Origin of the sequence: Novimethylophilus kurashikiensis (assembly GCF_003112435.1) — a bacterium.
In the GTDB taxonomy this organism is placed as follows: Bacteria; Pseudomonadota; Gammaproteobacteria; order Burkholderiales; family Methylophilaceae; genus Novimethylophilus; species Novimethylophilus kurashikiensis.
This window is the reverse complement of the sequence record NZ_BDOQ01000008.1, coordinates 81,886-107,757: the sequence shown is the minus strand read 5'-3', so window position 1 is coordinate 107,757 and position 25,872 is coordinate 81,886. Positions and strand designations below refer to the sequence as shown.

At 56.9% G+C, this 25,872-nt stretch carries 30 protein-coding genes; 4 read left to right on the top strand and 26 right to left on the bottom strand.

All coding sequences use genetic code 11. The annotated features are described in order from the left end of the window. From NMK_RS10975 to NMK_RS10920, 12 genes are all read right to left on the bottom strand, one after another. A partial coding sequence (locus NMK_RS10975) for a hypothetical protein (RefSeq protein ID WP_227871450.1) occupies positions 1-476 on the bottom strand: 476 nt, incomplete at its 3' end. Positions 477-623: 147 nt separating this feature from the next. After that, the gene (locus NMK_RS10970; RefSeq protein ID WP_109015806.1) at positions 624-1,151 is read right to left on the bottom strand and encodes a hypothetical protein; all 528 of its coding nucleotides are present in this window, start codon (positions 1,149-1,151) and stop codon (positions 624-626) included. Then, on the bottom strand, positions 1,151-1,804 hold the full coding sequence (locus NMK_RS10965) for a hypothetical protein (RefSeq protein WP_109015805.1): 654 nt from the start codon (positions 1,802-1,804) through the stop codon (positions 1,151-1,153). Before NMK_RS10965 ends, NMK_RS10970 begins: the two co-directional genes overlap by 1 nt. 91 nt (positions 1,805-1,895) lie before the next feature. Continuing rightward, a complete protein-coding gene (locus NMK_RS10960; RefSeq protein ID WP_109015804.1) occupies positions 1,896-2,549 on the bottom strand; it encodes a hypothetical protein in 654 nt (217 codons plus the stop codon). A gap of 140 nt (positions 2,550-2,689) precedes the next feature. Beyond that, entirely contained in the window at positions 2,690-3,487 is a 798-nt protein-coding gene (locus NMK_RS10955) for a peptidylprolyl isomerase (RefSeq protein WP_109015803.1), read from the bottom strand. A gap of 74 nt (positions 3,488-3,561) precedes the next feature. After that, on the bottom strand, positions 3,562-4,062 hold the full coding sequence (locus tag NMK_RS10950) for a hypothetical protein (protein WP_109015802.1): 501 nt from the start codon (positions 4,060-4,062) through the stop codon (positions 3,562-3,564). A 10-nt stretch (positions 4,063-4,072) separates the two neighbouring features. Then, complete coding sequence (locus tag NMK_RS10945; RefSeq protein ID WP_146187182.1) at positions 4,073-5,068, bottom strand: hypothetical protein; 996 nt, start codon at positions 5,066-5,068, stop codon at positions 4,073-4,075. A gap of 43 nt (positions 5,069-5,111) precedes the next feature. Continuing rightward, a complete protein-coding gene (locus NMK_RS10940) occupies positions 5,112-6,368 on the bottom strand; it encodes a type II secretion system F family protein (protein ID WP_181376250.1) in 1,257 nt (418 codons plus the stop codon). Next, entirely contained in the window at positions 6,361-8,067 is a 1,707-nt protein-coding gene (locus tag NMK_RS10935; RefSeq protein WP_109015799.1) for a GspE/PulE family protein, read from the bottom strand. Before NMK_RS10935 ends, NMK_RS10940 begins: the two co-directional genes overlap by 8 nt. A gap of 2 nt (positions 8,068-8,069) precedes the next feature. After that, the gene (locus NMK_RS10930) at positions 8,070-8,831 is read right to left on the bottom strand and encodes a hypothetical protein (protein ID WP_109015798.1); all 762 of its coding nucleotides are present in this window, start codon (positions 8,829-8,831) and stop codon (positions 8,070-8,072) included. Positions 8,832-8,842: 11 nt separating this feature from the next. Beyond that, a complete protein-coding gene (locus NMK_RS10925; protein WP_109015797.1) occupies positions 8,843-10,366 on the bottom strand; it encodes a type II secretion system protein GspD in 1,524 nt (507 codons plus the stop codon). Positions 10,367-10,463: 97 nt separating this feature from the next. Beyond that, on the bottom strand, positions 10,464-10,901 hold the full coding sequence (locus tag NMK_RS10920) for a dCTP deaminase/dUTPase family protein (RefSeq protein WP_109015796.1): 438 nt from the start codon (positions 10,899-10,901) through the stop codon (positions 10,464-10,466). A gap of 315 nt (positions 10,902-11,216) precedes the next feature. Between NMK_RS10920 and NMK_RS10915 the strand changes: the two genes are divergently transcribed. Together NMK_RS10915 and NMK_RS10910 are read left to right on the top strand one after the other, a co-directional pair. Beyond that, complete coding sequence (locus NMK_RS10915; RefSeq protein WP_109015795.1) at positions 11,217-11,570, top strand: hypothetical protein; 354 nt, start codon at positions 11,217-11,219, stop codon at positions 11,568-11,570. 18 nt (positions 11,571-11,588) lie between these two features. After that, a complete protein-coding gene (locus NMK_RS10910) occupies positions 11,589-11,864 on the top strand; it encodes a hypothetical protein (RefSeq protein ID WP_109015794.1) in 276 nt (91 codons plus the stop codon). Between the two features lie 50 nt (positions 11,865-11,914). Here the strand turns inward: NMK_RS10910 and NMK_RS10905 are convergent, their stop codons facing one another. Beyond that, positions 11,915-12,385 (bottom strand): hypothetical protein, encoded by a 471-nt coding sequence (locus NMK_RS10905; protein WP_109015793.1) that lies wholly within the window; start codon positions 12,383-12,385, stop codon positions 11,915-11,917. A gap of 111 nt (positions 12,386-12,496) precedes the next feature. Here NMK_RS10905 and NMK_RS10900 point away from each other — a divergent pair, with 111 nt between their 5' ends. After that, entirely contained in the window at positions 12,497-12,976 is a 480-nt protein-coding gene (locus NMK_RS10900) for a hypothetical protein (RefSeq protein ID WP_109015792.1), read from the top strand. 109 nt (positions 12,977-13,085) lie between these two features. On the opposite strand, the gene lplT is transcribed toward NMK_RS10900, so the two are convergent. The 13 genes from lplT to NMK_RS10835 all read right to left on the bottom strand — a co-directional run bounded on the left by lplT (position 13,086) and on the right by NMK_RS10835 (position 23,116). Next, the gene (gene lplT / locus NMK_RS10895) at positions 13,086-14,294 is read right to left on the bottom strand and encodes a lysophospholipid transporter LplT (RefSeq protein WP_109015791.1); all 1,209 of its coding nucleotides are present in this window, start codon (positions 14,292-14,294) and stop codon (positions 13,086-13,088) included. 50 nt (positions 14,295-14,344) lie between these two features. Further along, positions 14,345-14,803, bottom strand: coding sequence for an inner membrane protein YiaA (gene yiaA / locus NMK_RS10890; RefSeq protein WP_109015790.1), 459 nt, complete (start codon positions 14,801-14,803; stop codon positions 14,345-14,347). A 66-nt stretch (positions 14,804-14,869) separates the two neighbouring features. Then, positions 14,870-17,110, bottom strand: a complete 2,241-nt coding sequence (locus NMK_RS10885) for an AMP-binding protein (protein ID WP_109015789.1) — start codon at positions 17,108-17,110, stop codon at positions 14,870-14,872. An 11-nt stretch (positions 17,111-17,121) separates the two neighbouring features. Further along, on the bottom strand, positions 17,122-17,427 hold the full coding sequence (locus tag NMK_RS10880; protein WP_146187181.1) for an ArsR/SmtB family transcription factor: 306 nt from the start codon (positions 17,425-17,427) through the stop codon (positions 17,122-17,124). Positions 17,428-17,533: 106 nt separating this feature from the next. Then, positions 17,534-18,007, bottom strand: a complete 474-nt coding sequence (locus tag NMK_RS10875; protein WP_109015788.1) for a hypothetical protein — start codon at positions 18,005-18,007, stop codon at positions 17,534-17,536. Between the two features lie 51 nt (positions 18,008-18,058). Continuing rightward, positions 18,059-18,376 (bottom strand): hypothetical protein, encoded by a 318-nt coding sequence (locus NMK_RS10870; RefSeq protein WP_109015787.1) that lies wholly within the window; start codon positions 18,374-18,376, stop codon positions 18,059-18,061. Further along, positions 18,376-18,717 (bottom strand): hypothetical protein, encoded by a 342-nt coding sequence (locus NMK_RS10865; protein ID WP_109015786.1) that lies wholly within the window; start codon positions 18,715-18,717, stop codon positions 18,376-18,378. The genes NMK_RS10870 and NMK_RS10865 overlap by 1 nt, the downstream gene beginning before the upstream one ends. Then, positions 18,707-19,057 carry a beta barrel domain-containing protein gene (locus NMK_RS10860; protein WP_109015785.1) on the bottom strand — a complete coding sequence of 117 codons (351 nt, stop codon included), beginning with the start codon at positions 19,055-19,057 and terminating at the stop codon, positions 18,707-18,709. Before NMK_RS10860 ends, NMK_RS10865 begins: the two co-directional genes overlap by 11 nt. A 2-nt stretch (positions 19,058-19,059) precedes the next feature. Then, positions 19,060-19,530 (bottom strand): hypothetical protein, encoded by a 471-nt coding sequence (locus NMK_RS10855; RefSeq protein WP_109015784.1) that lies wholly within the window; start codon positions 19,528-19,530, stop codon positions 19,060-19,062. 292 nt (positions 19,531-19,822) lie between these two features. Further along, positions 19,823-20,410: a hypothetical protein gene (locus NMK_RS10850; protein WP_109015783.1), complete on the bottom strand. Its 588-nt coding sequence runs from the start codon at positions 20,408-20,410 to the stop codon at positions 19,823-19,825. Between the two features lie 259 nt (positions 20,411-20,669). After that, positions 20,670-21,359, bottom strand: coding sequence for a hypothetical protein (locus tag NMK_RS10845; RefSeq protein ID WP_109015782.1), 690 nt, complete (start codon positions 21,357-21,359; stop codon positions 20,670-20,672). A 665-nt stretch (positions 21,360-22,024) separates the two neighbouring features. Next, positions 22,025-22,435, bottom strand: coding sequence for a hypothetical protein (locus NMK_RS10840; RefSeq protein ID WP_146187180.1), 411 nt, complete (start codon positions 22,433-22,435; stop codon positions 22,025-22,027). 81 nt (positions 22,436-22,516) lie between these two features. Beyond that, entirely contained in the window at positions 22,517-23,116 is a 600-nt protein-coding gene (locus tag NMK_RS10835; protein WP_109015780.1) for a hypothetical protein, read from the bottom strand. Between the two features lie 2,373 nt (positions 23,117-25,489). Here NMK_RS10835 and NMK_RS10820 point away from each other — a divergent pair. Then, complete coding sequence (locus tag NMK_RS10820) at positions 25,490-25,828, top strand: hypothetical protein (RefSeq protein ID WP_109015777.1); 339 nt, start codon at positions 25,490-25,492, stop codon at positions 25,826-25,828. The last annotated feature ends 44 nt before the right edge of the window (positions 25,829-25,872 follow it).

Genomic DNA, 25,872 nt, shown 5'->3' with positions numbered 1-25,872 from the left:
GTCGTCATCCAGAAGGCGTAGTCGTCGCCACGCACAACCCCTTGCGCCAGGTCAGCGCAGGTGGTTTGGAATACGTTGTCGAGGCCGTAGGAGATGACTGCCAGAGAGACTGAGCCTGCGGCCGTGCTACCAGCCAGACGTCCTGTGCTCGAGGTCAGGGTGCCGTTATCCCAGACGCAATAACCCAGCGTACCGCTGAAGCCATCTGACTTGGGGGCGGAGGAGGTATCCGGGATGACGCCCCCGTCCGAGGTGCCGAGACCGGTACCCAACTTCATGGCAGGTGCTTCAATCGTAGCGTCGTTGTCAACGTCGTAGCTCTCAGCAACTAGCTGATACACCGCCTGCTGCACAGAGGCGTATTGCGAATTTCGCCGAATAGCGTCGCTAGTAGTGTCAGCTCGTGCGGCAGTGATGCCCGAAAACAGCTGAGCAATCAAGAGCGCGATGGCTGTAAGTGATTTCTTGTAAGTCATCGCCAATTCCTAAAATGTAAGTCTGAGTTCAGGAATTGGGTATAGAGGCCTTAAGCAAGAACCATGCACATATATTACAGGATGATGACAAACGCAAAAAAGCGGACAAATATGCCCGCTTTTTGTCCTACATAAGATTTCGCTTAATTAGTTGGAAATTGTAATTTCCAAGGTGTCACCGGTCAGATTCTTCTGAGAGGCGGGCAAGCGAGTCGCGACCTGCGCCAGTACGGCCTGACCATTCGGGTCGCCTGCTGTTTGCACTGAGGTCCGGATAAATACGCCGCTCGCTGTATTCCGGTATTCCCATTCATTCAGAAAGCTGCCGGGCACGGAAAGCATGTCATGCGCGGCCATAAGCAGGGATTGGGACGTATCTCCCGGGCATTGGATATTTCGGAACTGAACCCAGCTGCTGTTACCTGGCGATGAGGGAAGGTTCAGGTTCTTACCCAAGCCAGAGCCGTTATTGGATGCCGGATACATCACACGACACCAGTTGAGCACGTTGCGGATTTGCGTCATTTGCTCGCGCGTCGTATCGACCGAGCGGGCAATCGTGATGCCCTGCTGGTTTTGAGTGTAGAGAAGCCCCATACTCGAAACCACCACGCTAATCAGGATGAGCGTGGGCAGAATGAGATGGTGCAGAAATCCGCGTTGCTTTTTCATCATCAGTGAATTCCAATCACTTTGTAGTAAACGAAACTGGTCGTGCTGCCAGCGTTGGGCACGCAACCTTCTTTTGCCGTCGCCTGCGCTGCAGCTGGGATAATTGCCGCAGGAGCACTTACCGTCGAGCCAGCCACAAAATTGCCGCCAGGGGCATAACCAGTCGACATGTACGCCGGGCTGCCGTACAGCATGTTGTTAATCCGGCCACAGATATCCGCAGTCAGGTTTTGCAGGTATAGAACATCATCCCCTGCAGTCGTCCCAACATCACCGGCGGGACTTTGCGCATCCGTGGCACGAATAACACCTGTGGATACCTGCCAAGGAGAAACCGACAATTGCGCCGTCGTGGGCGGCAAGGGTAAGGTACTGCCGGGTAAAATCTTCGAGGTCAGCAAGGTCGCATTCATATTGACCTCACCAACAAAATTCGGGGTAATCAATCCATCCGCCATCGCTCGGTCAACCGCCATTTTCATGGTGACCGCCTGGCCAAGAATTGTTTTGGCGTCCATTCCCGCCTTGGTTTGATTATCCTGGTACTGAGGGCCACCCACCAGAAACATGGTGGTCAGCACAACGCCAATCAAGAGTAAGCCAGGAACAATGAACTGCGTAATGAATCCGGCCTGCCGTTTTTTATTATGTACCATACCGTACCTCTTTCAGTAATCAGTATAGGGAGACTTGGCTCCAGTTATGAAAAAAGGGCGCCATTGGCGCCCTTTTCTTGCCGGATGGCGATTACTTCACATCCACAACCTTGTAGAAGGTGTAGTTGGTGCCGTCGTCCACGCAACCTTCGGTGCCGGTAGCGGCAGCGGTGGAAGCAGCGGAAACCGGGGGCTTCACAGTACCACCCGTGGTCAGGCTACCAACGGAAGCAGCGGTACCGGAAACGGTGCTGGTGCTGTACAGCTTAGCGTTGATGCGCAAGCAGGTAGCTTCTTGAGCGGAACCAACAGTGTGGGCGCCCAGCGGGATGGTGATGATGTTGTCAGGCAGCGCAGAACCGATGTCGGTACCGGTGGAGCCTTGAGCCTTGGTGGTGTTGTCGAACACCCAAGCGTTACCGCCACCCAGGTCGGACGGCAGCGAAGGCATGGAGCCAGACGCGATGTACTTCGCGCCAACCAGGACGCTGCTCAGGCCAGCAGCGCTTTGAGCGCCGGTGATAGCACCGTCAGCTTCAGCACGTTGCACTGCGCTGGTCACGGTCAGACCTTGGGCGATGACGGCGTTGGCCATCATGGAGGCCTTTTCGTTATCGGTATTGGTGCCGCTGCCGCTAGACAGCATTGCAATACCAGCAATAACGACGCCAATCAGGATGATACCAGGGATGATGAAGTTTTGAATGAAACCCGCCTGATGGCGGCTCTTTGCGTTTTTGCGCATTATATGCTCCAAGTTAAATCAAAAAATAGTGGCATTGCCACAGGGTTTGCAAGTGCTGCTACATGTGTATAGCAATAAATACGCAAATTGCGTAAGGATTACCGTACAAATTTTGTTAACCACTGAAAAATTAGCAGTTTTTACTTCAAAACTACGTTTGCGGCCTTACGTGCGTCAGCCATTTCCTTGGCCAAACGCTCATCCGCGATGCTGCGGCGGAATGCTTCCTTGACGGCGGCCAAGTCGGGCTTACGGTTAACAATGATTTTTCGAGCTTGCAGCACGATAACACCATTGCGAACCACCGCCGGGGCGGTAAATTCGCCCTCCTTCAGCTTCGCCACGAACACGCCCAGGTTATAGGGAATGTCCGAACGGCCCACAAAGGAGGCCTCACCATTTTTCCCCGCGAGCACTGGCTGGTAATTCTTCAAGGCATCCGCCTTGCCCGCCTGCGCCGCTTCACGACCAGCACGCGCGTCTTCTTCAGTTGCGTACATGGCAAAGTAAAGCTGATAGCCATTGAAGTCTGCATCGCGGATGCTGCTGTTATAGCGCTGCTGGATATCATCATCCGTCACCGCCTTCATCAACTCCGCCATGCGCTTGTTGGCGAACACGGAAGACGCCACCTCGAGCTTGGCCGCGTTGTACGCGGCCTCAACATCATCGCTGTACTTGCTCTTGGCCAAATGGGCCGCAATCAAACGGTTGATGGCGCGGTCCGTGGCGTTCGCCTTATCAAACCCTGCTTGCAGCAGCGGCTGGAGGTCGGCGTCCGTGATTTTTTCACCATCCACAGTTGCCACTACCGTCGCCGGCTTCAGCTCACTGGCCTTAGCCTTGGATTCGACGGATAAATCAAATTTGCAGGCCGAAAGTGATGCGAGAACGGCCATTGACAGCACTGCCATCGGCAGACCAGAAATCTTGGTCATTCTTTAACTCCGGGTAATATTTCGCTAGGAATGAAACAAGTATAACGTAAAATAGCAATTTCCGCTACTAGTTTTTATTCCTGCGCCATTTTCTGACGATAGCCCTTGATGATGGCGACGGCAGATGCGGACTGGCAGCGACCCACGCAGAACGACTGGGCTTCCCAGAGGACGTCGGAGTCACGGGATTGCAGTGCGGACAGAGCATAAAGCCAATCGCTATGCTTGGCGCCGTCCTTGATGCTGACCTGGAGGCCGCCTTCCTTCACCACTTCAAAGGTGACTTCAGGGTGTAGGCGCTGGTACCAGTCCAACACATTGCGGTACTCGGCGTCGGTCAGCGGGGTCTTGTTAAGCTTGTAGGCGACTGCCTGCTTGGCGGATTCCACCCCATGCAAGTCAGCAACCACGGTGCGGGCCTTGGACACTGCCAGGCCGGAGACACCCAACATCAGGGTAAAGAGGACAGCGACCATCCAGGGGACGCCCGGCAGGGCACCAAGGATGTTGCGTTGAGTCTCGCCCGCCTGACGGAACGTTGCAGCCAGCTTCTTCTGGTCGAATTTATTGCTCATGAAAATCTCCTTATCGTGCCTTCAGGGCGGGAACGGGCGGGGTGGCCGGGCCAGCTTGGCCAGGCTGTCCTGGTTGGCCGGGTTGCGCGCCTTGCGCTTCCTCAGCCTTCTCTGCCTTGATGGCTACCGTTTCGGCCGAGGTAATGGTCTTGCCACCTGCGGGTTCGCCCTTCATCAGGATGAGCAGCTGTTCGTCCACCGGGTCACGGTCGGCAGCAACGCCAGCACCCAGCGAGCTGATGTAGTCCGGGGTAATCCATGACGGCACAAAGAGACGGAAGCTTTCCTTGCCGTTCTTCACCTCATAAGCATCCACCCAGCCACCAGCGCGCACAGCAACCGATGTCTTAGCTTGATATTCAGCCAAGGTCTTGGCCAGCGGGGACGCCACATTGACGGTACTGACGACGGAAGCAATCGATTTAGCGGAAGCGTCATTGTCCGCAGATAGCTTTGCCGTCAGCCAGCCATCCACCATGGAAAGACCGCCTACCGCAATACCGGAAAAGACCAGTCCAGCCAGAGAGAACTTGGACAGGCGCGAGGTCAGGTCGGCAATCAGCTGGTTACGCTTGGTAAACGTGGACTGAAAGCGCCAGGCTTCGGTATCCTGCGGCACCTTGACCAGCGGCAGCGTCTGCTCGTTCAGGAAGTCGCCGACGAGCTCAGACTCGTTCACCACGATATCGAGCTGTTCCCCATCAAACAGGGCGACGACCTTATAGATACCGGCATCGAGCACGTAGGCACCCGGGCCTTGATGGCGAGGATGGCCAGGTAAGGCCATGGCCAGCGGGGTCGCCGGCGAGGGTTCGGACGCAATAACGGAAGATGGCACGGCAAAGTAGTGATATTTACCGTCAACAGCGACCGGGGAGCGCAGGAAGTGAATCTGCGGGACACCGAGCGCTTCTTGTGCCAGGAGGCGCAGGCTGTCGTCAACGGCGCCCTGGCCATGCTCGGGCAGACTGCCCGCAATCATTTTCAGATAGGTAGATGGTTGCATCTAGCAAAACCCTTCAGGTCATAAAAAGGCATCACGCCGGGTGTTAGATACTGCTGCCCGACATGATGCTAGTAATCTGGATATAGTTAACGTACAGCGTTGACGCAATACCCAATGCCGAGTATAGGAAAGAAATAATCAGGCCGGAAAAAATGAACTTTTTGTTATCCTTGGCCGCCTGTTGCTGACGATATTCGGCAATCTGGGTGAACGCTTCGGCGAGCTGTGTCGAGTTGGTGTGCGAGGCCACCACACGCTGTTCAGCGGACGTCAGGGGTTCGCGCGCCAGGGCGGACGACGTCGGGGCACCGCCCAACGTCATGCTCAGCACGTTTTTCCAGTAGTTACGCACCAACGGCAAGCGCACGGTACGCGCGGTAATTTCCATCGCAGAGGTAAATAGCACCCCGCCTTTGAGAAGGTGCCCGGCAATCGAGGTTGAGGTCGACATGCCGTCGTGCACCAGCGCGGTTCCGAGGAAAGGCAACTTGCGCAAGAAGCCCTCGACGCGCTCACGCCCTCTCTGGCCGCCATACTCATAGTTGGCCCACGCCACCAGCGCAAAGAGCAACGCAATTGTCGCACCACCCAGGAGGAGGTAGTTGGACACATAACCAATCCTCACAGCATGGTCCCAATGCGCGAGCACCACTGGGTCCTTGGTCTGGACGCCGGTCTTCACCGCCTGCGGGATGATGCCGATGACGTTGGAGAGACAGGAGGTTGCCGCCATGAACACATCCAGCAGGATGGCGCCCACAGCGCCCTTCATGAGGCCGTCAGCCGTGGACTTGCGTTGCAAGTGCTGCAAGGCCGTTGCCAGCGCCTGCTGCATGGTCCCGGTATGTTCACCAGCGGACAGGATGGCCAGCGTCGTCTCATCGTACATGCCCAGCAGGGTAATGGCTTCCGAGAACGTAGCACCAGCGCGCAACAAACGCAGCGCGGGGTCGAGCTTACCGCGGAGCGGCCATTGCTCGGACTCGATGGTACGCTCCATTGCGGCACCCACCGATACCCCGGATTGCACCGAGAACATGATGGACATCAGGAACTTGATTTTGTAGTCCTGCGGGATTTGCCCGGCCACCTGGCGCACCAGCTTGGCACTAATAGGCACACCGCCGCGGGCAATTGCCTGCTGCAAGGCACCATCCGGGCTCGTCGCCGGGATGATGTCTTCGCACACCCACAATTCCGGATTGACCGGGTCGCGGGTCGCCGTCGGGGTCATCTGCTCTTCAGCGAGGTACTTCACCCGATAGTTACGGTAGACGACTTGTGCGTTTGCATCACGCATTGAGGGCCTCCTGCTCTGCCGCCTTGGCCGCATCTACGGCATGGGCTTCATCGAATTCATTGGCATCCTCGATTGCGAGCTTCTTGTTCGCAATCATGAGACGTACCACGCTTTCGCGGGTGATTCGGCGCACCCCGGGCTGCTGCTGAACGTCACTCAACATCTTGGCGCTACCGCTTTGCAAGGCAAGCTGCAACTCATGGCGCTCGATTTCACCAGCCTGCGGTCCCATCAGCACGGTGTCATGCACCAGCACACGGCCGCGACGGCCATTGCTGCAATGCGGGCAGCCAGCCGGATTGAGGCGAACACCGCCAGGCACCGGCACGCTGCACACTTCACATGGCTTGGCCCACAGCGACTGGTTAATGGAGAGCTTCAGGAATTGCGAAATCACGAAGGTTGCCCATTCGCGGGATTCACGTTCGGCTGCAATCGACACCACGCGCAGCAAGGCCTGCCACGGCGATTCAGCGTGTACCGTGGTCAGCACCAAGTGGCCGGACTCAATCATCTTGAGTGCGGTACAGGCGGAGTCCGCGTCACGGATTTCACCAATGACGACGACGTCGGGGTCCTGACGCAGCAAGGTACGCTCGATTTGGGCCATGTTCTGGCCAATCATTTCGTTTGGCTGGAACTGGCGTCCAAACGGCAAGTCGAGTTCCACCGGGTTCTCGATGGTCACCAGGTTGATACGCTCACGCGGCAAGAGGCGCGCCATGCCATTCAAGGTCGTGGTCTTACCGGAACCGGTCTGGCCAGACAGCAGAATCAAGCCGCCGCGCTTCTCACGAATACGCAGATAGCTTTGCAAGGCGGTCAGCATGTCCGGCTGATACGGGAACATCTGCCCCAGGTCAGGCAGGGATTCCGCATCCAGTACGCGCAGGGAAAGGCCCTCGCCACCCAGGATAGGCAGGGAAGACACACGGAAATCCATGATGCGCCCAGCGTACTGGTGGTGAATACGGCCGTCCTGTTCGCGACGGGTTTCGGAAGCGTCCATGCCGGCTTCGGTCTTGATACGAATCACCAGCGGACCCATCACGCGACGCGGAACCAGGTACTTGCGCAAGAGGACGCCGTCCACGCGCCAGGAAATCCAGGAATCCAGGTCGCCCTTGTAGTCGAGCAGGATGTCGGACGCGCGCACATCGAGCGCCTCTTTCATCAGCGCATTAATGGCCGCCTGAATTAGCTGGCCGGTCGGTTCGTTACGACGCAGGTTTTCCAGGCAGTCGGCGAGCACCAGCGTATCCACGAAGAGCTTGGCCGATTCCTTCTCCAGCACACCCTTGGACACCGCGCGCACCTTCAAGGAGGTCGCAGGCAACAAGCAGGCCTGACGGAGCACTTCGCGTTGAGCTTCGGTCAGCGGGGAAGCGGCCTTTACAATCAAGCAGCCTTCTTCCATACGCTCGGGCAGCACGCCAAAACGCTTGCAGATGGACTGCGGCAGCAGGGTATTGAAAAGGCCGCTTACGCCGCCTTCCACCGTCTGCGCCACAGCCGTTTCGGCCTGTTCGCGGGTACAGAAGCGATTGCGAACCAGAATCTCAGCAATCGGCAGGGAGGCCATCGAGCCCTGACGAGCTCGCTGCTCCTGCAACGCGATATCCAGCTGCGCCTGAGTAATAACGCCTTGCTCGACGAGAATTTCACCCGTCCGCAAGCGCTGAGTTTTGAGTTCTGCCATGCTTAGTGTCCCAGGCCGAGCGCTGCGCCAGTGTTGTTCATGCCAGTTGCGTTATTGGTGCTGGTCGAGCCATTGGAGCTGCCTGTACCACCCACTTCAGGATAGTTGCGCTGGACATACGCCATATCGGCGGCTTCCACCTTCATCCCCTTGGACGGGTTACGCAGGCTCATGCCATCCACGCGACCGTAAAAAACGGTACGGTTGGACTCCACGGCGCGCAGGGATACCTGACCGTTACGCACTTCCGGCATCACTTCGACGTCCTGCACCAGCATGCGCTGCTTGTTCTTCACAATCAGGCTAGGCAGAATCGTGCCATTCGTTTGCTGGGTGGCCGGCGTCGGCGTGCCCGTAGCCACCGGCTGCGGCATCACCGGCTGAATCATGCCGTTGTTGGATTGGGCCGAATTGCTGTCGCCCGACATCGCCGGCGTTACACCCGGCAGGGCACGCAGGATGGCCGTGTCGCCGGAAATCGCGACCACGGCATACTTGGAGAGCTGAGTCTGCACATTGGATGCGGCCTTTTCGGTCTTTTCCTGATTCGCATCAGGCTGGCCATTTCCAACAGCGCCTTGCCCGAGGGCCGGCGGCGGAGGAGGCATACCGAAGGCGTTACCGGCCGGCTGACCTTGAGCGGATTGCACTTTGGCAGCCAGCGCTGCGGGGCGCACCAGCGGGTTTGCCGGAGCGGCGGAGGCGGTGGCCATGTAGCCGGCCAGAAGCGTCATCGTCAGCAAGGAGAGAGAAACTTTACGCATGTTGGTTATCCTTAGTTGCTATTGCCAGTTTGAACCGGCGCGGAGGCGGAACCCGGCTTAACATCCGAGTCCTTGGCGGCCACGGGCTCTGGCTTCTTGGGCACGAACTTGATGACGCGCGCCTTCAGCACCAGCACGAGTTCTGAACGGCTGCGATTCTTGGAATCGGAGAACCCCGTACCACCGCGGCTAACGGTCTTGCTGTCGTTATTGATGTGAATGCCGCCCAGCAGCACCATGTCGCCGGGACGGGAACGCACGGTGACATCGAGGTCACGGTCTTGCGTCTGCGGCAGGGTCAATTGCGTACCGACAGCGGTGAACGGGTCCATGCTGGTGACATCAGCAATTGCGAGCTTCACGCGCGTCATCACCGTCTTGTCATAGAGGTCGCCCTGCAGTTGTAGCGAGAGACCGGTACGCAGCGCCGTCGTTTCCGTTGTCACCTGGGAAATACCGGTAGTCGTATTGGAGCCAACCTTGGACACAAAGGTCAGGGTCTTACCCACGCGGAAGCTACCTTGGGAGCCGTCCAGCATGGTGAGCTGCGGGCTCGACAAGGATTCCACATGGCCTTGCGTATCCAGGAAGTTAGCCAGGATATTGAGCGACAGGCTTTGCGCCGCGATACCCAGCGTCACAGCGCCCGTGGAGGCGATGCCGGTAGCGGCCAGGGCCGTACCCACTGCGCCGGAAGGCAGAACGTTATTACCGAGGGTGGAGGCCCCCGTCGTGGACGAGGAGGCAGCGCTACCGGTCGGGTTTACTACACTGTTGAGCCCCTTGTTGGACACCATGTTGAGCTGGGACCAATTGATACCCTTGCTCATGCCGTCGTTGAGGTCGACTTGGAAAATATGGGTGTCGTACACCAGCAGGCTGCGGGTTTCACGGACGTGGTCCATGTAGCGCTGAATCTGCTCCAGACCCTTGCGGTTTGCGTAGAAGGTCAGGGTACGGCTTGCGCGGTCGAGGTAGACATCACGGCCACCCAGGTACTGGATGGTGTTGGTCATGCTCGCCAGATTGTCTTCCAGCATCACCGGCGGCAGGCTCACCATGAATTGGTCGTCCTGGCGAATAATCAGGGTCTTGCCCTTCACTTCCCAGAAGAACCCAGCGGCGTCCGCCATTTCTTCCATGACCTCACCAAAGGTGCCCGAGAGGTTTTCTTCGGACACCGGACCATAACGCTCGCCACCCAGCACGCCGCCCTCAATACGGGCCGTCAAGCCGGCTTGCGCCGCCATCAGGCGAATCGCATCCGTCACACCGACTTCCGAGAAGGAAATGCCGCTAACCTTGATATTGGGGACACTCTTGGCAGCCGCATCCGCACGCTTCAGCACAAACATCGAGTCGCCAGACCAATCAATCTGCAATTCGGTTTCGCCGCTATCATTAAGGAACGCCGCATCGGCTTTCGGCTTCTCCATCGCAGGCATATTTTGGGTATGCATGGTGGAACAGCCCGTCATCGCCGCAAGAATGGCGGCCAGAATGAGGCCGCCCGCGGCACGCTTAGGTGCTAACATATGTACTCCTGTTATTCCTGTTGCCAGGGTTGTGAGAATGGATAATCTTAGTATATCGTTAAATGCTAGATTGTGCTACTTTTACACGCAGATATTTTTAGAACAGCGGTGCGTCGTGGTTCAGGATGCTGACGGGTTCTGGGGTTGCAGCTTGCTGAGAACTTAATGAAAAGTTAACTACCGGCAGGAAGAGAACACGAGCCACCACATCACCGGGATTAATGACGAGCTCGTCGGAAGGACCTCCATTCCAGGCGGTCACCGCCCATTGCGGATGGCCATTCACATTCACCTGCGTCACCTCGGCATCCACCATCAATCCCATGCGGCGTGCGACGCCACTGCCGGGCAGCACCAACGCCATGACGTCGCCGGGCAGGTTGAATCGCATCCCTGTTTGAATCAACTGTGTTCGCTTTCCATATCGAAGCACTACCGGGACATCCACGGCAGCACGCAACTCGACGCCGCCTCGCTCAGCCATTACAGGCGCCCCTGCCAAGGGGTGATGAATCTCATAGCCTATATCTCGCATTACTTATCCTTGATTGTGTGGTCCACGAGTATAGGAAGGCATTGCAAAAATTGACATAAAATACTATGTATGATATAGTTAATTATTACATTTACAGCAAGGCCTGGAATCGTATGGGCGTGCGTGCTGGACAAGGCTATGGTGCGCCAAAGCCTAAGCGTTTAATTTGTCCCTCCTGTGGTCGCAAGGGTGTTACCCAGTGGAAGATTTCCATGTTCGGCCGGGTTCGGGAGTGCCAGTATTGCCGTGAAACCTGGGGTGAGCCGGGATGGGCGCTAGCGCTTAAGGCAATGCCACAAAATAAGAGCTAACAAGATGGCAAAACGCATATTCGAGCGTGTCATGCAAAAGGCGCTCCGGCAAACAGAATTCGACCGAGAGTGCGGCTTCATCAAAGACGTGAAACCGGAAGGCAGTTATTGGCGCGACGCTTACTGCGCTGATGGTGTTATCGCGAGCGGTAATCGCATCATCAAGGCCGGTGGTGTCATTCATTTCGGCGGTACACGCTGGCAGGACGATGCCTTGGTACCTCTGGTTGGGAAATTAGTCGGCGTCTGTATGGGCGATGTGTATTGCACGGATATCGAAGTGTATTGGGGCGGCTACCCGTGTGGTGCGCAACTTATGACCATTGACACCCACCTCCCGACAAAGCCTAAACAATAACCATCCTTGAGCCCCATTATGACCCATGAAGCACAGATAACTGTTGAGCGCGCCGCCATTCACCTTATAGATGGCGAATCCTGGCTATTGTTGAGAGACAAGCTCGGCAACATCTATCAACGTCGCAATTGCTTCAAGGTCTCGGAGGCAGGCTTCAAAGCCCTTAGTGAAAGCTCCGAAGTGATGGGGTTGGTTCAAGCTGGCGACCAGGTGAAAATTCGCTGGCATGAGCACAAGCACGGTCCGCTTGAGCTTGAAACTGCCCGCACCATTCTTAGCATCGAATTTTTATAACTTCCGCTATCCAAAGCGAAAAGAAAAGCCCTCATGCGAGGGCTTTGAGTTTAGTGAAGATTGATACCATCTTCCTTGAGCGTGTTAAGTAGCACTGGGTTTTTCAGGGCCGACCTGACAAGCTCAGGGAAACGGTCAAGCGGCAAACCTTCCACCCGCTCCAGCAACACCGCCTCATCGTCCGTGAAGGCTTCTGGCGTGTAGTTACCGGGGTAGTAGCCGCCCATTAACAGGCCTGTGTATCCTGTGAGCGTCAGGGCAATCCCGCATCCTCCGTCGCCATCCTGGATATCTCCATCAAGCAACTTGAAATCAAGGCCCAGGATTGATGCGTCACTGGAGTTCTGCTTGATATCCATGCTGACCGACCACTCATCCGCATTGGTCATGAGGATGGGCTTCGTGATACTCAGTCCCTCATCGGGAAGGATATCTGCAAGGGCGGCATGCAACGCCGCCATCAGCTCCAGCATACGGGGCGAGACTGCGTGCCAATACTTACGGTAGGTTTCCAAATCCATGATAGTTCCTCTCTGTTGATTGATAATGACTCAGAGAGGTATAGGCGCGACGGTTAGTCCTGCTTGGCTATACAAAGCTGCAGGACATTAACCATCAACAAAGGAAACAATATGAGCACCAAAACAGAAAATGCAGCTACATCCGAAACACTGGCCGCCATCGCTACCGCGCTCGAGCAATTCAGCGAAAGCGAACTGGGAGAACAAACCTTAGGTGAAATCGCGAGCTCGGTGCACTCCGAACTGGAAGCTGGGGGCAACCTTTTGAACCTGCCTCCATTGAAAGTTGCGGTTCTCGCTTACGCCATCAGCTCATTTGCGGATGACGCATCACTTTCCGTGCCTAACGAGCTGAATCAATTTCAGCAAGCAGCCCTGGAGGTATACGACGAAGGCTTCAACGCAATCTCCAAGGCTTCGGATATCCCCAAGAGCGGAGACTTGTTCTTGCGCTTCTTGATGGCGGAGCTCTCGGAAGACTGTGATGATTTGGGGACTGCCATTCGGCGCCTTGAATCGGCAAAAAGCTTCATTGAGTTAAATCTCGACCGCGTGCTTCTTAAGCTGCGCACCCAGGACATGATTCCGTAACTCACCAGCCCTCCAATTTGGAGGGCATTTTCATTATGGAACTTGTTCGTTCGGCGTAGTTAAGCCATTCATTGGCGCCGTTCTAGCCTAATTTCTGCGTGCGGCGAAGTTATCTCATCGAAGAACCTTCGCTTGCGGTCGCGGGTAAGCCTTGAGGTTTCACCCGGCTCCATGCCAGTGAGCCGATTCCCAGCAGCACGATGCCGCCGAAGGCCATTGCAAGGCTCACGGGGGATAGCCCGGCGCGCGCCATCGCCGTATACGCACCCACCATCACCAGCATCAGCAGGTTTTCAACGAAGTTCTGCACGGCAATCGCACTGCCAGCTCCAACCGATTCATGCCCTTTTTCTTGAAGAAGCGCATTGAGCGGCACCACATAGAATCCCCCGCAGGCCCCAATCAGCACCAGCATCCCAACCGCGACCGGGAGACTGGTCACTGTCGCAAAGGCGATGATAAGGCTGCCAAGCGCCAGGCCGGCCGGAAGTGCGCGATTTACGTTCGACAGGGTGACGAAGCGAGACGCTGCCGCCGCACCTACCGCAATCCCAACCGCCACTGCGCCGCTCAGGTTTGCTGGCATGGCGGTGTCCGCGATTCCCAGCGCCACTGGAACCCACGCGACCAGGATGAAGCGCAAGGTGCTACCCGTTCCCCAGAAGAGGCTAGTGCCCAACAAGGTAAAGCGACCGTCCTGGCTTCGCATCAGCGTGCGCAAGGCAGACCAAAATTCTCCGACCAGGGCACGGGGTGAGCGCAATTGCCCGCCCACCGCCGCGCTTTTTGGGATGCGTAAGTTGGCGAGTGCCGCCAGGAAGTAGACGCCAACCGTAAAGGCCACCGCTAGCTGTGCCTTCTGGTCGGCCAGATAGCCGCCTAACACGACGCCGAGCAGGATGGCAGCAATGGTAGAGCCTTCCAGCAACCCATTAGCCTTAACGAGTTTGTCAGGCGGCACGAATTCACTCAGGATGCCGTACTTGGCTGGGGAATAAGCCGCAGCTCCAACACCCACCAGCGCATAAGCCAGCACGGGGTTGGCGCCCAGCAACATGACCCCCGCGCCCGCCAGTTTCAAGGCGTTGGCGGCCAGCATGACGCGGCCCTTTGCCCAGGTGTCTGCAATATGCCCTACAAAGGGCGCGAGCAGAATATAGGCGAGCAGGAAACCTTCCTGCAGGAGCGGCGTGTGCCAGGCCGGCGCGGCAGTTGCCTTCAAGAGTGCGATTGCCGCGAACAGGAGCGCGTTGTCCGCCAGGGCCGAGAGGAATTGAGCTACCAGGACTGCGCCCAGGCCGCGAGAGGTGGTGGTCATAAAGGGATTACCAGGTAATGGCCGGCATCCGCCGGCCTGTAAACGTGAAATTAATCGACGCGGGCTTCCTCGAGGACGTCACCCTTGAAGCCATCGAGGCTGGGGCTTGGGAAGTGGCTCATGTCACGGACGTTCTTCTGGACCGTCACCACAGCAAACAGGCTCAGCAAGTAGGCCATGCCGAAGAAGCCCTTCACACTGAGGTCGAAGGTTGCGTTGTAGAGGCCGATGGCCAAGAGCAGAAGCGCCGCACCCAGCCCAACCCAGCATATCCCTGTGTAGAGGCCCGTCACATAGATGTTATCCATCTTGTCGCGCACGGTTTTTTGCAGCGAAACGGCAGCAAAAAGACCCAGCAACAGGATGGTGGCGTAAAAGCCCTTTTCATTGAGCGCCATGCTGCTATTCCAGAGGCCAATCAGGTATGAGCCCATACCAATGGCCAGGCTTGCCCAGGACGCCCCGATAAAGGCGCCTGATGGGCGGAGAGATTGAAATTGCGGATTCATAAAAGCTCCTTTGGTTGAAATATATTGGTTTTGCGGGGTAATGCGCGGTTACCAGGCGCAGCTGGGTTAAGCGTTGGCGGCCATCTTCTTGAGGGTCACATAGTCGGTCTTGCCGGTGCCGAGCAGCGGCAGTGCAGCTACCACCACAATCTTGCGTGGCACGGACAATTCGCTTGCGCCAAACGCCTTCGCGGCCACACTCAAGGCTTCCCGTTTCAAGTCCTTATTCGTGGTGAAAAGCACCAAGGCTTCTCCCTTGTTGGGGTCGACCATCGAGGTGACCGCATGCATGCCTTCGGCGGCGGAGTCGGCAATCTTCTCCACCACGGACAGCGACACCATCTCACCACCAATCTTGGCAAATCGCTTGACCCGGTCGACGATGGACACAAAGCCGTCTTCAATCTTCACCACGTCACCCGTGGCATACCAGCCGGCTCCAACTTCCGAGGTGGTGGGCTCAAGAACACCGGGGTTTTCGAACCGGTAGTAGCCCGACATGACGTTGGGGCCCTTAACGAAGAGTGCGCCTCCATCCGTGATACCCGGCACCGGCTGCAGCTGGTACTCAATGCCCGGCAGGAACTGGCCAACCGTTCCTACGCGATAAGCCTTAGGCGTGTTGACTGCCAGCACCGGGGCCGTTTCCGTCGCGCCATAACCTTCGAAGATGCGCTTACCAAACTTCTCAAACCAGAGTTCGCGCACGGCATCGGTCAACTTCTCAGCCCCAGCTACGACGTAACGCAGGCGGAAAAAGTCGTACGGATTGGCGTGCTTTCCATAATTGGCAAGGAAGGTGTTGGTCCCGAAGAGCACCGTGCAATTGCGGTCGTAGGCGAGCTCTGGAATGACCTTGTAATGCAATGGTGACGCGTAGAGCACCAGGCTGATTCCGGAAAACAGCGGGAGCAGCGTGCCGCCCGTGAGGCCGAAGCTATGGAATATCGGCAGTGCATTGAGCGCGCGGTCATCGGTATTGAAGTCGAAGACCGCCCGTACCTGCGAGATATTCGACACAATGGCGCGGTGCGAGAGCACTACACCCTTAGGCTTCCCTTCAGAGCCGGAGGTGAACAGCACCACACCCGGCTGCTCGATGTCCAGGTTGGCTTCGATAGCGCGCGGGTTTTGCAGCTCCCAAAGCACCGCCAGCTTGTCTTTTAGGCCGAACTCGGCGCGTGCATCCTCGAGGTACACCAGGCGGAGCCCAGCGTCTGCCAAGGCGGTTTCCTCGGCCTGCAGCTTGCCCTTTTCAATAAAGGCATGGGAAGTCACGACCGTCTTGAGCCCTGCGGCGGTACAGGCGTCCAGGAGACCGGTCACACCGGCCTTATAGTTAAGCATGGCCGGGATACGTCCACGGGAGCTTGTCCCTAAGGTGACGCCCAGGGTGACGGCGAGATTCGGCAGGAACACGCCCACACATTCACCAGGCACTGTGTACTTGCTGACCAGGCGGCCCAAGCCCACGGTCATCTTCAAGAGGTCAGCGTAGGTGTAGTCCTGGCGCATCCGGTTCACAAACACGCCCAATCCGGTCGCGAGCTTCACTCGGTCAATGAGGGAGAACTCCTCCGCAGACGTTTTGATAGGGCTTTCCAGCTGCGATACGTCCGTCATGATTTCGCGCTTGGGGCCAAACGTATCCACGGCGTCCACAAAGCTCTGGAACAGCGTTTTCTTGTCGTTGCCGTTGAACACCATGTCCTGCATGATGAGGCGCATGGATTCCCCGGCGAGGCGGCGACGGTCGCGCGCTGCCAGGTTGTCAGGGGCGACCACTTTGGTCGGCGCCTGCACCGTGAGCGTGATTTGCGGAAACCACTTGCGGGGCTGGTTGCCGGCTAACCGGGTAAAGCGCGAGCGCCCTGCCCCATCCATCGCTACCGGGACGACGGTAGCATCACTCTTCAAGGCAGCGAAGGCTGTGCCGTCATAAACCTTCATCAAGGCACCTGTGGTCGTAAGCCGCCCTTCCGGAAAGATAACGACGGGCCGACCGCTTTTCAGCAGCTCCACCACCCGCTTCATGGCCATGGGGCTCGTCGTATCCACCATGAGGTAGTCCACCAGGCTCAACGCCAGGCGGAAGAACGGACGGCCTACAATCCCGGAGTAGACGACAAAGACCGGGTTACCCGGAAGAAACAAGCCCAGCAGCAATCCATCCAGCCATGATTCATGATTGGCGATAATGAGCGTACGCTCATTCGCCTCAAGGGATTGCAGGTTGCCGCGCATCCGGACACGATACAACCCACCAACTAAGGTGCGCAGGATAGCCTTGAACATGGTGCGGAACATCGAGAAACTCCTTATGCCTTGACGTAGGCGAGAACATTATCGAGGGCTGCCGCAACGGCTTCGCGGTTGACCCAATAGAACACCTCCTTACCAACTTTTTCCGAATTCAGCACACCTGCCTGGCGTAAAACCTTGAGGTGATGCGAGACCGTTGTGCGGTTAAGCGGGGAGGCGTCGCAGAGCTGGCCGGCGGTCAGGCGCTCACCAGGCTCGAAAGCCAACAGGAGGCGCTGACGTTGCGGGTCGCCCATCGCGACGAAAATGGCAGAAATGGATTGCCAGTCTTCAGGGAGATGCTGGATGTACAGGGTGTTCACTGACGCATACTTCACATGTTGATATGTTTATGTATATCGTCAAATGGCAATATTGCGTAAAAAAGGGGGAGTCCAAAAGAAAATGCCCACCGAAGTGGACATCGAGTTACAGGGCTAATTCAGCGACTTCTTTTGGTGCCGGCTCAGGCACCTCCGGGGCGAATCGTGTCTTGAGTTCGAACTCACCGGCCGCCAGCGCTTCACTCGCGGTCCTTAGCTGAGACTGAAGAATCTTCACCTGGCGACGCTTACGGGCAACAAATCCCTCCATCGCTTCCTTCTCGGTGGGATAGGCATAGCGGCGAACAGCGTCCAAGCGAACAAACCGGCGCTCTCGCAGCATGACGACAGACCCCTTAGCGGTCTCATTCAGAACGCTTTCTAGCGATTCCCCTGCCCAGTAGTACACCAGCCACACACCCTTAGGGGTGACCTTCACCACGACAAGCTTGTACTTGGAGAGCTTTGTCGTGACCGAGGTCACGGTTCCCCATTCATCAATACTGCCGTAGCTCGTATTTTCTACACGATGCCAAATGTCTCCGACTTTCGGCACGACCTTCTCTTTTGCTGTTGCCATAATTATTTCCTCCGTGAGTTAAGTAACCTACTCACGGTATAGGGCTTACCCTCAAAGCTCAGTCGGAGAGCGGCCCATGGCCTTCTGGAAGTTGCACAACACCTCAGTGAAGACCGCCGCATGGGATAGCACCCATTCATAGAGCTCATCGCCCTGCTTCGACTCCAACTCCATCGTCGCCTGCATGCGCAGCATTTCCTCGCGACGCATCTTGAGCCAGGCCTCAAAACTCTCGAGGTCGGTCACTCCGGCATTGGCCAGAAATCCGCCAACGGGAATATGCTTCAGCATCTCGCTCAAAGGCGTCATTCCCGCTGCCTTCATGCGGGCATCCAGCGCGTCCTGAGCCATTACGCAATCGCCCTGCATCACAACCCCTTGGCGCTATCCATACGCGCCACCAGCTGCGTCACAAAGGCCTCGTTGAGCGTCCAGCGGCCGGAGCCTTGCAGCCCACCCTTGTACTGCGCCTGAATTTCAGGACCGCGATAGATTTGCCACGGGTCACCCTCGCCGGTCATGAAACCGACGGTAATCACGCCATAGTTGTTGGGCTGGTTGTAGTAGAAGGCGCTCCCCTCCACCGCCATCAGGCCGACAACCTCACGGACGGCATCTACCCGGGCGGTCGCGAGTTGCGCTTCCAGGGCGCGAATGCGCTCCAATGCTTCCGGCATATCCTTGGGGGCTTCGGCAGGCTTAGTGTTCATTTTTGTTCTCCGGTAAACGTAGCAGTTTGGTTGCAGCTGCAATATCTTCTGGGGTCACCCCTTCAGGGATGACGTAAATATCGCTGAGGGCGCGCTTAAGTGCGGACCAGCGGTCGCGAAGCTCAGTCTCTCGCAGGTATTCCGCTTCACTTAAATAGACCCTGCCTCGAGGAGCGCCCTCACCCGCGTCCACCCTGAGTGTTTCCACATCGATGCGCTGATGATTGTCGAGGTACGCCCACACACGGCCCACCTTCTCGACGGTGACTTCACGAGGGTTGTTGAATCGCAGCTGATGGGGCACCCACCACAGTTTTTGGCCTACCGTAAGCTTTAGCATGGTCACCCCCTCACATTTTCTGCTACAGCACCGAGCGCCCGAGCAGCTTGAATGTCTTCCATCACGGAAGCTTGCGCTTCAAGGTATCTCTCAGTGATTACCTTTGTTTTTTCCAGCGCCCCTTGCATCACTTCAATCAGCGCATTCGCTGCCTTCAATTCAGCATCGCGAGCAGCCATCATATCAAACATGAGGCAAAGCGCGCCCTCTAGGGATAGCTCATCTTTGCGGAGCGTGACGCCATCCGCGTCCAAATGCTCAATAAAGCCAGGGTAGTCTTGCCCATAGGCATAAAACACACTCTTAACGGTCCCCTCCAATTGGCTCAAGCGCTGGATTTCACGTTCAGCCTGCTTGAAATTGGTGCGTAGTTCGATGTTCTCTGCGGTCAGCCTGGCGAGTTCAGCCTTGATACGTTCCGCCGTATTCGGAAACCCAATACGAGCCACTACTCCCAAATCATCATTGAACATCACACAATCCCTCAAAAGCGCTACTTGTTAGAAATGCAAAGGCCCCTGAATCGCTCCAGAGGCCTTTGCGCCGGGTTAAGCGGAGCGTTGCAACCAGCAACGGGACAACCTACAACCGACAACAGTTCGTTCTTATCTCACTATCGCTCAAGGCATAACCAACATTCCAGCCCAATCTGCGCACAGGAGGGCCGCAACGCGGCGCGAGATAGACGTTTATCATGGGTGAGGCTCCGCCGCTCCCGGCGCCTGGATTCGCGTCACCGCGGCGCTCCAGGCCGGCGCAATCCAGCTACATCCCCATGTAGGCGAGGACGTCTTCATCCAGCTCGATGGCCACGCGCTGCGCGTTAGCATCGGAAATACGGTCGGACAGCGCCACCAGCGCGCGATTCAGCGCGTCGAGTTCGCTGCGCCAAGCGTCCGCCACCGATTCATCCACGCGGGAGAAGGTGAAGTGTTCGCGATAAGCGCTATTGGCCGTTTCATTGCGCGCCATGACGACCTCTGCATCCTTGAAGTTGAGGCGCACCCCTTCGGTGCTGCTCACCAGGTCTTCCAGCAGCGCCTTCTCGGCCTGCTTGCTCACCTGCTCAGCCAGCAAGGCCGACACACCCTTCTCGACGTTGGCGCGCGCCAGCTGTTCACGGATATGCCCCACGGTGGCGTTGAGCTTCAGGAGGAGGTCAACCTTGGCCACCGCGTCAGCCGCCACCTTGGTGTAGTGCTCACGCTCGACCTTCACGACGGCGAGGTTGTTATAGGTGACCGGGCTGATGCTGCGCTTGATATCACCGCTCAACTGCGCAATAGACTGCTTGAAGCGGTCAACCACCTTGTGCCAGCGGGAAAGCGTATTGGAAACTTGGCGAGTGCCCATGGATGTCCTTTCTAAGACTTGTTAACTATTATTCGTTCTGAAAGTGTTAATTATACACTTTTTAGTTATATTGTCAACCTGTTTGTTAATCTTTCAGGCAAAAAGAAGGGTCACCTAGGGTGACCCGTGAAACCATGATACGTTACTAAGCGGAAGTGTTCGCGTACCATGCTCGGCAGTGCGCCGTAGCGCTTCTCACGGGGGAGTATAGCAATAAATGGAAAATCCCCGACGGTGAGGTCGGGGATGGGAGAGAATGTTAAGCCACTTCGATAATTTCGGTATCGGTCACTCGAACACCAGGCGTAGTCGATTTGACGGTGTAATCGAGATTCTCGACGAAACCGGTCAAATCATTGCCTGCGCGCACCTCCACCTGAACCTTGATGCTGAGCGTGATGGTTTTCAGTTCAGGCGGCTGCGGTTTAGCTTTCGCCTTGGCATACGCCAGCGCTTCGAGGGTGATGTCCTCGAGCTCTTCAACGCCAAAGTATTCGCACACCGCGTCGACGACCATGACTTCGAACGGGCCATCCCAGTCCACATGGCTTCGCCCCAGTTCATCCGTGGTGTCGCCACAATCATCCAGGGCCTGCAATGTGGCGTGGTCCAGCATCAAGATGGCATCCGTAGCGTCGAACCACTCATAATCTACCAGAATTGCGTCATCCCCCTTACGGCCACCCCACCGTTGCTTGACGAAGGTGCCTTCGATACGTCGATTGGTCACGGAAAACTTGAGCTTGCCGCCTTCATCGAAGACCGAATAGGTCGTCAATTCATCTTCCGGAATGGCCGCCAGGTACTCCTCGGCGAGACCAATGGCCTTGGATATGCCCTGTACTTCACACACCATCGACAGGTCGCGCTTAAGGACATAGCTTGATGCAGCGACGGGGGTCGCGTCCACTGGAAAAGACGTACGTGGATGCAGATTTGGATTAGACATACTGTTCTCCTAAATTTCGCACGGAGCCGCCCTGACGGGTGGCGTTCCCGCGCAGGTGATTAATAAAAACGAAGTTACTGGACTCAAAAATAGTGCCTTCCCTCCGTATAGCGCCTCCTGACATCGTCGCCAGTCCCCGCGAAAGTCATCCACCCTCGGCAGTCATGTCCCCGGCAGTCAAATGAGTCACCCCAGACCTCGGTCATTAATAGAACAGCCGTGCTCGCGCCCGGCGGAGAAGTCATGTCCCCGCCCGCGAGGACGCGGGACAATAGGCCTCAAGCCGGGACGGCGGAATAGAACAGGTTGATATGCCGAGGTGCATGCTCAGGGAGACGGGAATGCTCCCAAATCGGAGATGTTCAAAATCCCGTCGACCTCCTGGATGGACAGAAGTAGGCCAGCTTTGAAAAGACACGGAGTGTGAGTAGGACATAGGCGGCTCCCATACCAGAACACCTGTAACGCCCATCCCCCGCTTCGCGCAGCCCTGCTTAGAGCGTAGGGAGAGCGATTACCAGGGAGAATTCCTCAGGAGCATGCGGATAGTCACTAGGGAGTACAGCAGGGAGGAGCCAATCCTCAAGTGCGTCAGGATATCCAGACCGGTCTCGCCTAAAGAAAAGCCCCACGCACGAATGCATAGGGCTTCAGAGAAGGAAAGGTCAGTGGTCCTGTGACACAGGGAAGTCAGGAGGCACTTGTACCCTGAAGGTGGCAAAGTCCTCAACCGTCGCCGGCCGTAGCTTTGTGTGCCCAGGGAGAATGCTGACTGGCCCATTCTTACTGTCATGACCTCCCTTGATAGCGCTCCCAAAGAGAACACCCATCAAGGTGGGTTGAGCGTAGTAGAGGTAGCCTAGCGTATGGTCGTCTTTCACGACATAGCGGACACCCACGTTAGGCATGGCTCGGACAAAGTAGTTGGCGACCCAAAGCTTCTGCCCTTGCCGGGTGGCCATGAGACCATCTCCCAAATCCTCAGGCTGATACCACTGCACACACTCAAGCAGGGTACATCCCCCACCTTCATCCCTTACCACATAGGCGTTGAGATTCCCATGCTTCTTTAACACTCCCGGTACATCGTACGCAGTCGTCATAATTTCCTCGCAAACATTGATTGAACTACCACTCCCCCGTATAGGCGCAAGCAGTCATGGCACAGAAGTGGGAGTTGAATCCAGAGGGCGACATGGATACCGGGGCGGGCACCATCGCGGCCGCTTCGCGCAGCAAGGTCCACGCGCAATAGAAAAGCCCGCCATAGCGGGCTTGAGAGTTAGACTTAAGTCGGTGACGAAGACTGGCTCGTGAGGGCGATAGCCGTCACACTCCAGTGCGTCCCGCACGTAGCTACTGAACAGTTGTTTCGTTTTAATGCCGGCGTCGAACAGGTCAAAAGCAATCAGTCGCTGCCGCAGACCATCAAGCTGGATGCTGTAATCGCTTGAGATGCAGCGCATCGGCGACGCATACCCGCCCTCATTGAATTCCAGCAGAAACCCCGGAATCCCACCGTTAAGGGTAGGCTTCACGACAAGCTCCATCGACAACACCGCCGTGGGCACCAGCCGATGCAGGACTTGGAACTGGTATCCCGCTTTCGAGGATTCCAGCACCTGCTGAGATTGCGTGACCAGATATCCCTCCCGCTCATCAAACGCGAGCCCCATCATAATGCGCAGTTTCTGTACGCAGGTATAAAAGGCGCCGTCGTTTTTGAGTGCCTGCAGCGTTGTAGCAGATAATTCCATTGTATTTCCTCCTTGTTGATGATGAATAACACTCTCCGTATAGGCACAAGGAAGTGGGAGGATGGCATCGGGAGGCGCCATTTTATTCAGGGGGCGTTCGCCATAGCGGACGCTTCGCGCATCCGGACCTCGCCTGCAGCCGCTTACCAGAAGACCGCCATAGCGGGCCACACTCCCCAAGCGCGGCAAACCAGCCATCTCGTCGACGCGCCAACAAGACGACTCCCATTCGGCCAGTCCTGAGCCCATTGGCATACCAGCAGAGAGCAAGCCATAGCACGCGAACGAGTGCGACAGCGCCCCAGGCGGAATTAGTGGGACCAGGAGGAGGCGGAGGGTCGTGCAATACGGGAGAGGGGTAAAAAAATCGCGCTTGACGGATATGCCTCAGGAGTCATGCGGGTGCCCTAAAAGGCACCGCATGGTTGCCTAAAAGGCAGGAGTCACTGCGCTCCCGAGTCATGCGTCCGCGGAGTCATACGGCCCCGGAGTCATGCTCCGCTGGTGCGGGCCTGCGGCCCTGAGTCATTCGCCGTCGTGACCCCGCGGCTGGCAAGCCAGCACTACGGCCTCGCAAGACGCCCATAGGCGTAACACTCTGGCCTTTGCTGCTCACCCATTTTTGCAAAAATACCCCCATCTAGTATGGAAATGCCGGTATGGGTAATCCCCGTTCAAACGCTAACACACGTGTCAGCAAGCCTATGTCTTTACGCCACCCTAGGTGGCTTCTTGCTAACCCACTCCAAAAAACAAGACGCCATCTCAAGCATCCGCTCGCCCTTTGATGAAGGGCGAGCTTGGCTTGCTGGATATCGTTTTCTGCTGTTAGGCGCCCATAGGCGCCTCTGGATGACGCTACGCTAAAAGCTAAAGACCGCGCACGGCGGCCCATAGGACGCAGCGGGCTTTAGCCTGTGCTCGAACCGCTGAGTTCGGGCACATCAGGGAGGCTACCCTTCGCCCTTGGACCGCTGAGTCCAAGGGCATTCAATCCAGGAGGCGAGCATACCTCGCCTGACGCAGGCTCCTGAACCGCTGAGTTCAGGTCTGGTGTTCCATTGCGCCGGGGAAGCGCCCATAGGCGCTGGAAGCATGTTGGCTGCTCTCGCCTGGCTATTGGCCTTAGACAATAGCCCCTATCCTGTTTCTCACTCCCGCCTTTGGTACACACCTGCGCAGCCCCATCCGCCTTACCCGCATTGCCGTGCCCTAGCACGGCGTCCTATAGCCGTTCCCCACTCTCCATGGGCACGTACCCTCCACACTCCCTTGCCCCAGGCGGATGCACACCGGCCTGTCTCCACCTAGCGGCCGCCCATAGGCGACCGTTGCCGCAAAACAAGCGTCTTGCTGCCCGACCGCATTCCGGTCGGCGTAGATGCCCTTCGGTCCCACTCCGCCTTACCCCACCCCTTGCCCATCAGCGCGCAAACCAGCAAACCTTCGGGCGGGCTCAATCGCATAGCCCCTCCTGGTTGGCGCGAGGACTCCATAGACGTCCGAGCGCCAGAGCGTGTTAAACGAGGGATAAGCGGACGTTCTTGCAATCACACTTCTGTTACTCATTTCCACAGGGAAGCCTCTGTGATTGGTGTCCTCGCGCCAACCAGGAACGAGATGTATGCCGGCCCGCACCTTTCTGACTTCGAAGCGAGCCTCTCTTTTGCCTGCGCAGTTGTGTTCATGGGGGCTTACGTCCAGGACGCCATTTCCATCAAGGCGCCCATAGGCGAAGAGGTGCATCCGGAATTTCGATATTTGGCTCGCCTTGATGCTTGTACGCCTCTCCCACTCCAGCGCTCCCATGCTGGGGAGCATGCTCAAGGCTTAACCTGTTTTTGCAGCAAGCCCTCGTCGGAACGACGGAAGGGAGATACAACGCAAACCAGAACCTCGGTTAAGCCATACCGATAGCGCGCAAAATGTTTTTCACACTCTCCCATCGCCTACGGCCGCGTGTACGCCGCCTGCGCGAAGCGGGCGACCTTGCCAACCCCCACTCAAACATTTACGGACCCAAGATACCCATCCCACTCCCCGCGTGCTCGCTCGCAAGTTGGCTTACCAACAAAACGCAAACCTCAAGGTTTCATTCTTAGAGACCTAAAAGGTCCTAAGAATCCTAAAGAGACCTGGCTTATGCTGCACACCTTCTGGCTTATGCTGCACACGACCTGGCTTTTGCTGCACGCCATCTGGCTTTTGCTGCACGCCTCCCGGTGCCCCTATCTGGCTTTTGCTGCGCACCACTGCGGTCGACCTGGCCTTTGCTGCACGCGGATTGCGCCTCACTGCGCTTGATTGCGGTCATTTTCGCGCTATACGACAACGGGAATATCCCCGTTTAGGTCAATTACAAGAGAGGAAGCTATGTCTGATTATTGCTACAAGCTCAATTGTGGGCAGTACGTGCTGCATGAGGGTGATGACCCTATCGGCGCCGTGATGGATGAAGTTTCGATTTGCTTCGACAAGGAATCCGGCACGCTGCATAAGCACGGACGTCCGGAATTGGTGCAGGACTGGCACGCCAAAGCGCAGGCCAAGTACCGCGAAGCAGGTTTTGACGAGATGGCCGATGAGCTCATCGTGATTACCGGCCGGTTCGCGCTTGAGGACCTTAATCGCTGCCTGTCGACTTCCGGCTATGTCGGCGTGTTTTACAACCGCCTTTTGAAGGGCGAAGCAGCTCCCCAACCCCTGTCGTAACGCTCCCTCCCCATCAACCTAGATGGGGAGTTTTCATTGTCGCC

Coding starts and splice junctions, on each gene's coding strand:
- NMK_RS10860 (WP_109015785.1), bottom strand. CDS start 19,057: ATGCTAAAGCTTACGGTAGGCCAAAAACTGTGGTGGGTGCCCCATCAG.
- NMK_RS10955 (WP_109015803.1), bottom strand. CDS start 3,487: ATGACCAAGATTTCTGGTCTGCCGATGGCAGTGCTGTCAATGGCCGTT.
- NMK_RS10945 (WP_146187182.1), bottom strand. CDS start 5,068: ATGCAACCATCTACCTATCTGAAAATGATTGCGGGCAGTCTGCCCGAG.
- NMK_RS10910 (WP_109015794.1), top strand. CDS start 11,589: ATGACCCATGAAGCACAGATAACTGTTGAGCGCGCCGCCATTCACCTT.
- NMK_RS10970 (WP_109015806.1), bottom strand. CDS start 1,151: ATGATGAAAAAGCAACGCGGATTTCTGCACCATCTCATTCTGCCCACG.
- NMK_RS10850 (WP_109015783.1), bottom strand. CDS start 20,410: ATGGGCACTCGCCAAGTTTCCAATACGCTTTCCCGCTGGCACAAGGTG.
- NMK_RS10835 (WP_109015780.1), bottom strand. CDS start 23,116: ATGGAATTATCTGCTACAACGCTGCAGGCACTCAAAAACGACGGCGCC.
- NMK_RS10870 (WP_109015787.1), bottom strand. CDS start 18,376: ATGCAGGGCGATTGCGTAATGGCTCAGGACGCGCTGGATGCCCGCATG.
- NMK_RS10845 (WP_109015782.1), bottom strand. CDS start 21,359: ATGTCTAATCCAAATCTGCATCCACGTACGTCTTTTCCAGTGGACGCG.
- NMK_RS10965 (WP_109015805.1), bottom strand. CDS start 1,804: ATGGTACATAATAAAAAACGGCAGGCCGGATTCATTACGCAGTTCATT.
- NMK_RS10900 (WP_109015792.1), top strand. CDS start 12,497: ATGAGCACCAAAACAGAAAATGCAGCTACATCCGAAACACTGGCCGCC.
- NMK_RS10935 (WP_109015799.1), bottom strand. CDS start 8,067: ATGGCAGAACTCAAAACTCAGCGCTTGCGGACGGGTGAAATTCTCGTC.
- NMK_RS10915 (WP_109015795.1), top strand. CDS start 11,217: ATGGCAAAACGCATATTCGAGCGTGTCATGCAAAAGGCGCTCCGGCAA.
- NMK_RS10875 (WP_109015788.1), bottom strand. CDS start 18,007: ATGGCAACAGCAAAAGAGAAGGTCGTGCCGAAAGTCGGAGACATTTGG.
- lplT (WP_109015791.1), bottom strand. CDS start 14,294: ATGACCACCACCTCTCGCGGCCTGGGCGCAGTCCTGGTAGCTCAATTC.
- NMK_RS10820 (WP_109015777.1), top strand. CDS start 25,490: ATGTCTGATTATTGCTACAAGCTCAATTGTGGGCAGTACGTGCTGCAT.
- NMK_RS10950 (WP_109015802.1), bottom strand. CDS start 4,062: ATGAGCAATAAATTCGACCAGAAGAAGCTGGCTGCAACGTTCCGTCAG.
- NMK_RS10855 (WP_109015784.1), bottom strand. CDS start 19,530: ATGTTCAATGATGATTTGGGAGTAGTGGCTCGTATTGGGTTTCCGAAT.
- yiaA (WP_109015790.1), bottom strand. CDS start 14,803: ATGAATCCGCAATTTCAATCTCTCCGCCCATCAGGCGCCTTTATCGGG.
- NMK_RS10940 (WP_181376250.1), bottom strand. CDS start 6,368: ATGCGTGATGCAAACGCACAAGTCGTCTACCGTAACTATCGGGTGAAG.
- NMK_RS10960 (WP_109015804.1), bottom strand. CDS start 2,549: ATGCGCAAAAACGCAAAGAGCCGCCATCAGGCGGGTTTCATTCAAAAC.
- NMK_RS10885 (WP_109015789.1), bottom strand. CDS start 17,110: ATGTTCCGCACCATGTTCAAGGCTATCCTGCGCACCTTAGTTGGTGGG.
- NMK_RS10930 (WP_109015798.1), bottom strand. CDS start 8,831: ATGCGTAAAGTTTCTCTCTCCTTGCTGACGATGACGCTTCTGGCCGGC.
- NMK_RS10865 (WP_109015786.1), bottom strand. CDS start 18,717: ATGAACACTAAGCCTGCCGAAGCCCCCAAGGATATGCCGGAAGCATTG.
- NMK_RS10920 (WP_109015796.1), bottom strand. CDS start 10,901: ATGCGAGATATAGGCTATGAGATTCATCACCCCTTGGCAGGGGCGCCT.
- NMK_RS10925 (WP_109015797.1), bottom strand. CDS start 10,366: ATGTTAGCACCTAAGCGTGCCGCGGGCGGCCTCATTCTGGCCGCCATT.
- NMK_RS10905 (WP_109015793.1), bottom strand. CDS start 12,385: ATGGATTTGGAAACCTACCGTAAGTATTGGCACGCAGTCTCGCCCCGT.